This is a genomic window from Microcystis sp. LEGE 08355 (assembly GCF_015207185.1).
GTDB lineage: Bacteria > Cyanobacteriota > Cyanobacteriia > Cyanobacteriales > Microcystaceae > Microcystis > Microcystis panniformis.
This window is the reverse complement of record NZ_JADEXI010000435.1, coordinates 1-3,973: the sequence shown is the minus strand read 5'-3', so window position 1 is coordinate 3,973 and position 3,973 is coordinate 1. Positions and strand designations below refer to the sequence as shown.

The 3,973-nt window shown below is 44.9% G+C and carries 4 protein-coding genes; all 4 read left to right on the top strand.

The features are described 5' to 3' along the window. Positions 1–206 precede the first annotated feature (206 nt). Positions 207–431, top strand: coding sequence for a phycobilisome linker polypeptide (locus IQ242_RS18680; protein ID WP_002732223.1), 225 nt, complete (start codon positions 207–209; stop codon positions 429–431). 288 nt (positions 432–719) lie between these two features. After that, complete coding sequence (petH, locus tag IQ242_RS18675; protein ID WP_193960998.1) at positions 720–1,919, top strand: ferredoxin--NADP reductase; 1,200 nt, start codon at positions 720–722, stop codon at positions 1,917–1,919. Positions 1,920–2,135: 216 nt separating this feature from the next. After that, positions 2,136–2,978, top strand: a complete 843-nt coding sequence (locus IQ242_RS18670) for a ChaN family lipoprotein (protein WP_002795569.1) — start codon at positions 2,136–2,138, stop codon at positions 2,976–2,978. Between the two features lie 92 nt (positions 2,979–3,070). Beyond that, complete coding sequence (locus IQ242_RS18665; protein ID WP_193960997.1) at positions 3,071–3,946, top strand: 3'(2'),5'-bisphosphate nucleotidase CysQ; 876 nt, start codon at positions 3,071–3,073, stop codon at positions 3,944–3,946. Positions 3,947–3,973: the final 27 nt, after the last annotated feature.

Genomic DNA, 3,973 nt, shown 5'->3' with positions numbered 1-3,973 from the left:
GGAGTGATCGGGGGTAAAATTCAGGTACTTTTTCCCTGAAAATTAGGTAACTGACTACCTCAAAATCGGTAAAACCCTACACCCTACACCCTACACCCCACACCCTGGCCCCACGAGAAACTTTTTGCCGCAAACCCTAACTAGATTGCTAGTCTCCCTGCTAGGCTAAACTAGAGAACTATAACATCAATGTAGGAGCCATTTCGATGCAAAGTCTCTCTAGTGCCAAAGAAAACCGCCTTTTTGTCTATGAAGTCGTCGGTTTGAGTCAAAATGACAATACTGATAACCTAGATTATTCTATCCGTAAGAGTGGCAGTGTCTTTTTGACCGTTCCCTATAGCCGCATGAATCAAGAAATGCGTCGGATTACCCGTTTAGGCGCTCGCATCGTCAGCATTAAACCCTTAAACGCAGCTGCGGCCGAGTAGTTCATAAAATAATTATTGCTAATATCTGTCCCCCGCTCTTGTCCTCATCAGGCCAACCAGGGGGATTTTTAGCATAAACGGGAAAAAGTAGCATAAATCTTAATAAAAAGTAAAAATGCTGCAAATGTAACAGATTTTCACCAGAGACTTGACCTATCCTCAAGAAAAGGATAGAAGCGATGTCTGTGGTTTTTTTAAGATAACTCTCAATTAGTCCTAGGTGTAGTGTACCGATGGTAGGCTAAACTATGGAACGATTATCGTGACTTGAGTTGGGAGTTATATTTAATGTACAGTCCGAGTACACTAGCGGGAAACCGTTTATTTGTTTACGAAGTGGCGGGTCTCAATCAAAACGACAATACTGACAGCTTGGATTATTCAATCCGTCAGAGTGGAAGCGTGTTTTTCACGGTTCCCTACAGTCGCATGAATCAAGAAATGCGTCGGATTACCCGTTTAGGTGGTCGTATCGTCAGCATCAAACCCTTCAATGGGATTGCCCCCGTAGCAACTGTTTCTAGTGCCTCCACACCACAGCCAATCGCTCAATCATCGCCCGTCCCCGAACAGACCAAGAAAAAGGCCATGACTCAAGCGAAAGAAAAAACAGATATCCCCGTCAACATCTACCGTCCGAATCAACCCTTTATCGGCAAATGTATCGAGAATTATGCTCTCGTTGATGAGGGAGGTATCGGCATCGTACAACACGTCACCTTTGACCTTTCTGGGAGCAATTTACGCTATTTAGAAGGGCAAAGTATCGGTATTATCCCCCCGGGTAGCGATGCTAATGGCAAACCTCATAAATTGAGACTCTATTCGATCGCCTCCACCCGTCATGGTGATAAATTAGACGATAAAACCGTATCCCTCTGCGTGCGTCAGTTAGAATACCAACACCCAGAAACCAAGGAAACGGTTTATGGAGTTTGTTCCACCCATCTTTGTCATATAGAGGTGGGTGCCGATGTGGCTATTACTGGCCCTGTGGGTAAGGAAATGCTGCTGCCGGATGACGAAGATGCCACTATCATTATGATGGCCACTGGGACGGGAATCGCTCCCTTCCGAGCTTTCCTCTGGCGGATGTTCAAGGAACAACACGAAGATTATAAATTCAAAGGTCTAGCTTGGTTGATTTTCGGAGTTCCCAAAACGGCCAATATTCTCTACCAAGAAGAATTAGAGAAAATAGCGGCGGAATTCCCCGATAACTTCCGTCTCACCTATGCCATCAGCCGGGAACAGCAAAATCCCCAGGGCGGTAGAATGTATATTCAACACCGGGTAGCCGAACACGCTGAGGAAATCTGGAATCTACTCCAAAGTCCCAAAACCCACGCTTATATGTGCGGACTAAAAGGGATGGAAGATGGTATCGACGATGCTATCAGTGGTGCCGCCGCTAAAAATGGTGCTGATTGGTCTGTCTATCAGAAACAACTGAAAAAAGAACATCGCTGGCACGTAGAAACCTACTAAACCAGAAAGGTTCTCTGAAAAATTTTTCGGGTGGGCATTGCCCACCTTTTTTGTTATGGCTTCGGTTAAGATAAGTAGCTGGTTATAATTAAATTAAAAATGGATTTTAGGTTCGATCCCCCCTACCCCCCTTAATAAGGGGGGTGCCGATAGGCGGGGGGATCTGAAAGTTTTTAATACCTATCTACTTAGGTTTTTTAAAAGACCTTTAAAAAGATGAAATTCTCTCGACGCTTTTTTCCCGTTTTCCTTGCCCTCTGCTTACTGTTTATTTTGCTGCCCCGGGCCTGGAGTTTTACTAATAGCCAAAAACAAATTCTGGCAGATTTAAAAACAGCCGAGATTATTTATCTGGGGGAAAGGCACGATAGCCAAGCCGATCATCAGGCCCAATTAGCTATTATCGAGTATTTACAGGCTAATAATCCCCAAATAGCGATCGCTTTCGAGATGTTTCAACGTCCTTACCAAATCTATTTGGATCAGTATTTAGCCGGCAAAATTAGCGAAAATCAGTTGAGAGAAAAAAGTGAATACGACCAACGTTGGGGATTTGATTGGGAATTTTACGCCCCGATCCTGCGCTTGGCCAAGGCAAAAAAACTACCAGCGATCGCCCTAAATACACCCACGGAAATCACTAGAAAAGTGGCACGGGAGGGCTTAGAAAGCCTCTCCACCTCAGAAATGACCTACATTCCCCCTAAAAGCGAAATAAACCAGGATAACGAGGAGTATCGTCAACAGATCCTAGCCGTTTATCAGCAACACACGGGGGGCAAAAGTCAGGGATTCGATCGCTTTTTTCTGGCACAGGTCCTCTGGGATGAAACCATGGCCGATGCGATCGCTAAATTCTGGCAAGCTCATCCCGACTATCAGATCATCGTCCTAGCAGGAAAAGGTCATATTGCCTACGGTTACGGTATTCCCAGTCGAGTCCAAAGAAGATTAGGCGATCGCGTCATCCAGCGTTCGGTTTTCTTGGGAGACGCTCCTCAATCATCACCAGCAGAAACCAAAAAACCCGCCGATTATTTTTGGCAAGGGCAAAATTAAGCCAGTCAGGAGTTAGGAAGCAAGGGATGGTAAGCTAAGATGCCAGTCTTTCAATTTAGTAGATAATAGGTCTGAAAAACTGAGGCTATTTTATGATTAATTTAACCTGTCAAGATACCGAAACACTCGATCGCATTTTAGCTGTGACTCGTGCCGTGGGTTGGGGTGGTGCTAAAATTCTCCAATCCTACCACCGCGGTGAACAGGATTTAGCCGTCAACAAGAAGAAAAAAGGCGGACCAGTGACGGCGGCGGATTTAGCGGCAAATAACTATATTTTAGGGGAATTACAAACAAATTTTTCTGATATCGACTTTGGTTATCTGAGCGAGGAAACCCATCAGGGTAATGAAGCTATCCCGAAAGATTGGGTATGGATTATCGATCCTTTGGACGGAACCCGCGATTTTATCAACAAAACGGGAGAATATGCCCTACATATCGCCTTATGTTATCAGGGAAGACCGATCATCGCCGTGGTTGCCCTACCGGATCAAGAAAAACTCTATTTTGCCCAAAAAGGAAAAGGCACTTTTCTAGAAACTAGCGACGGAAATATTACACCAGTAAAAGTTGCCAATAAAGATAAAATTACCGACCTCTATCTGGTGGTTAGTCGTACCCATCGCAACCAACGTTTTGATAATTTATTAAGTCAAATACCCTTCTTGGATAAAAATTATGTGGGTAGTGTGGGCTGTAAAATTGCCACGATCCTCGAACAAAAATCCGATGTTTATATCTCCCTATCGGGGAAATCGGCGGCTAAAGACTGGGATTTTGCCGCCCCAGAGTTGATTTTAACGGAAGCTGGCGGCAAATTCTCCTATTTTGACGGTCAACCAGTGCGCTATAACCGCGGCGACGTGCGGCAATGGGGGGGGATCATGGCTAGTAATGGTCCTTGTCATCAACAACTTTGTCAGTTGTCCACGGCAATCCTCGCCCAAATTGATGCCACTGTCTAATTTCTGACTTGAAAGAGGGTGTAGGGT

Excerpts from the sequence above, each read along its gene's own strand:
- IQ242_RS18680 (WP_002732223.1), top strand. The coding sequence starts at position 207 with ATGCAAAGTCTCTCTAGTGCCAAAGAAAACCGCCTTTTTGTCTATGAA.
- IQ242_RS18670 (WP_002795569.1), top strand. The coding sequence starts at position 2,136 with ATGAAATTCTCTCGACGCTTTTTTCCCGTTTTCCTTGCCCTCTGCTTA.
- IQ242_RS18665 (WP_193960997.1), top strand. The coding sequence starts at position 3,071 with ATGATTAATTTAACCTGTCAAGATACCGAAACACTCGATCGCATTTTA.
- petH (WP_193960998.1), top strand. The coding sequence starts at position 720 with ATGTACAGTCCGAGTACACTAGCGGGAAACCGTTTATTTGTTTACGAA.